Source organism: Gilliamella sp. B2887 (genome assembly GCF_026537015.1).
Lineage (GTDB): Bacteria > Pseudomonadota > Gammaproteobacteria > Enterobacterales > Orbaceae > Gilliamella.
The window spans coordinates 1-3,041 of record NZ_JAFNMX010000022.1; the positions used below are offsets into that span (position 1 = coordinate 1).

General features: G+C 32.4%; 4 protein-coding genes. All 4 read left to right on the plus strand.

Annotation, left to right across the window (positions count from 1 at the left end):
• Positions 1–562, plus strand: a 562-nt coding sequence (locus J3U13_RS11305; protein ID WP_267342158.1) for a DUF2345 domain-containing protein, incomplete at its 5' end; no start/stop codon positions are given.
• Between the two features lie 77 nt (positions 563–639).
• Positions 640–1,860, plus strand: coding sequence for a hypothetical protein (locus tag J3U13_RS11310; RefSeq protein WP_267342159.1), 1,221 nt, complete (start codon positions 640–642; stop codon positions 1,858–1,860).
• Positions 1,861–1,910: 50 nt separating this feature from the next.
• Positions 1,911–2,297: a hypothetical protein gene (locus J3U13_RS11315; RefSeq protein ID WP_267342161.1), complete on the plus strand. Its 387-nt coding sequence runs from the start codon at positions 1,911–1,913 to the stop codon at positions 2,295–2,297.
• 22 nt (positions 2,298–2,319) lie between these two features.
• Complete coding sequence (locus J3U13_RS11320) at positions 2,320–2,703, plus strand: hypothetical protein (RefSeq protein ID WP_267342162.1); 384 nt, start codon at positions 2,320–2,322, stop codon at positions 2,701–2,703.
• Positions 2,704–3,041: the final 338 nt, after the last annotated feature.

Below are 3,041 nucleotides of genomic sequence, written 5' to 3' on the forward strand. Positions count from 1 at the left end.
TGCGATAGGGTTATTTGCCCACAAATCGGGGATGAAGGTCTTTGCCAACCAAGGGGATATTGACATACAAGCGCAAAATGCCAACCTGAATATGGCGGCTCAACAAGATATCAAAATCGACAGTGTTGACGGCGAACTGACCATTACTGCAAGTGAAGCGCTGACGTTAATGTGTGGTGGCTCTTTTATCAAAATCAGCCATGAAGGCATAGAGCTTGGCACAGCGGATAATGTGTATATAAAAAGCAATGCTCTGCAAAAAATGGGCACTGCACAAAAAGATATACCAGAGATAACGTTGCCTAAGACTATTGTAACTGAATTCTTGCCAAATAAATCAGACCAAAATGATAAATATAGCTTAAAGTTCCTTATGGTTAATGATGAAGCGGAACCATATAAAAAGACAAAATATTTAGCTTTTATGGAAGATGGTTCAGTTATATGCGGTGAAACTGATGATAACGGTTATACAGAAAGGTTTTATACTGAAAAAGAAGAAAAAATTGTTATTCGCTTAATTCTAAGTAAAACAAGTAAGGGAGAAATTATTAACCTGTAAAACATTAATAATTAGATGGTTATTTTTTTTAAATATAAATATAAAAATAAATGATTAAAATAATGGATCAAACTTAAATGACAGTATACAACATCTACACAAGTATAAAGACAAAAACCAATCATAGATATATTATTTATGAAATGGAGTTATATAAAATAGATGATAAAGGTAATAAAATTTATGTTTTAGAATCTACAGGTAAACGGCCATTACAATCTGATAAGAAAACGCTAGTTCATCCTTCACTAGATGTTTCAGAAGCCGATACTACATCTTATATATTACAGCTAAATCTATACCATAAACTAGGTGAGGATGAATATGAAGTATTACCTGAACCTATGACAGCAATTGTTCCGCTTAAGGGGTTCGTCACGTCAGAAAAAAAGTGGGGTATATCAAGGGAGTTTGAATACAATGAAACAACCGAAAAATCTCAATATGGAGAAGTACCTATATATGAAGTTAGAATAACTTTAAAATCAAAAGCTTTTGAGGTTAAAGAACGCCCACCAGCTGTTCTGTTAGATCCTTTTGATAAAACTGTAGTTGAACAAGATTTAAAAGAAAGATTGAAAAAAAAATATGATTTTCCTTATCAAGGTAATGCTAGTTTATGTGGACCGGCAGTGTTCTTTTATTGTTTATTAATGGATAGATCAGATTTATATCAACAGGTTGTAAAAGAGCTTTGGGAATCGGGAGAAACTAAAATTGGCACTTTAAAAATAAAACCAAGTTATGGTTGTCGTCACCCTAGTAAGTTTTTTAGAGAAGATAATCAACCAAAAACACCACCCATAGATTGGATGACCTTAGCGAGTTTAAGGGATTCAGAAAATAATCTTTTTGCTTACGACTCACCTGATGATCAAGCTCAAGGTATTACCACCTCTGGTGACCTTAAAACATGGTTTGAAAAGTCTGGTGCTAAAATTTTATATGACATTAATACAAATATAACGACACAGATTATTGGACTACATTTAACTTTGGCCGATTTATGTCGTTTAAATTCTTATATACGCCCGGATACCCATGTTGTCGTACTAATAGCCTCATCGCTACTTCTATATGGCGAGAAATCTAAGACTAAAGATCACTGGATAGTTTGGACAGACAAATTAAAATTACTTAATGGTCAAGACATAACCGAACAAACCTCATTAACGGAAGAGATTCAGCTTGAACTATTTTCATGGGGGGAGGTGAAAAATTGGTTGAGAGCTGGAATCTTTTTGAAAGATGTTGTGCAATGTTCGTTTGCTGCTATTATTGTGAGTAAAATTCCTTAAAAAAATACTTTAGTTAATAAAAATTAAATAAACCTAACTATGGGGATTATATGAAAAAATCACGATATTATTTAACCTCACTAATCAAACTATTTTTGATCTTTGTGCTTGCTGGTTGCGTATCACAAGGAAAAATTTTACCGAAAAATTTACCTGATGCCACATTAAATAAACCTTATTATGCTGAAATTTTTATTTACGTTGGTCCGGGTCCTGTAATTGGTAGAAGTTTTCATTATCAAATTGAACCTGAAAATTCAGGACTTGAGTTAGCGCCTTACGATTTAAACTCACCTGCTGCATATAATCATCTTGCTGTAAAAGGAAGCACTAAAGTAACCGGAATGATTAAGATTAAAATTGCAGGTAGTACTTTTGGAACAATGTATTCGGGAAAAGAATTTAAAAAAACCTATACTATTAATGTTGAACAATAGTATTTAAATTGGAATAAATTATATGAAAAAATCACGATATTATTTAACCTCACTAATCAAACTATTTTTGATCTTTATGCTTGCTGGTTGCGTATCAAAAGGGAAAATTTTACCGAAAAATTTACCTGATGCCACATTAAATAAACCTTATTATGCTGAAATTTATATCCAACTTAGTCCTGTAATTGATAGAATTTTTGATTATCGAATTGAGCCCAAAAATTCCGGTCTTGAATTAGCGCCTTTCGATTTAGATGCAAAGCATGCATATAATCATCTTACTATTAAGGGGACTCCTCTAGTAACAGGAACCATAGTAATTAAAATGCATGGTATTACCTTAGATACGCTGCATCAACCGGCAGAAGAATTTGAAAAAACCTACACTATTAATGTAGAACAATAGTGTTTAAATTGGAAGTTATTTTAGGAATAAATGGAATTTAATTTCAAGTTAGTCATAATTTATTTTAGATTTTTTTATAAGTTTACCCCAGAATTACTGTAAAAATTAAATACTGCAAGCAGAGCCAATCTAAGGCTTCAATTTGGAATTTATACCATTAAATAATCTTATTTAACAATACAAACAACTTTTATGCAGAAACTATAGTTTAGAGAATGGTATGCCGAGGTAAATACTGAAGATAAACGGGTGAAATGGGAAGCATTAAACAGTGAAATGACTGGTGATGCGGAAAACTATTTGGGTTATATAAAAGACGGCGATGAAGCAAAACGTGA

Excerpts from the sequence above, each read along its gene's own strand:
- J3U13_RS11320 (WP_267342162.1), top strand. The coding sequence starts at position 2,320 with ATGAAAAAATCACGATATTATTTAACCTCACTAATCAAACTATTTTTG.
- J3U13_RS11315 (WP_267342161.1), top strand. The coding sequence starts at position 1,911 with ATGAAAAAATCACGATATTATTTAACCTCACTAATCAAACTATTTTTG.
- J3U13_RS11310 (WP_267342159.1), top strand. The coding sequence starts at position 640 with ATGACAGTATACAACATCTACACAAGTATAAAGACAAAAACCAATCAT.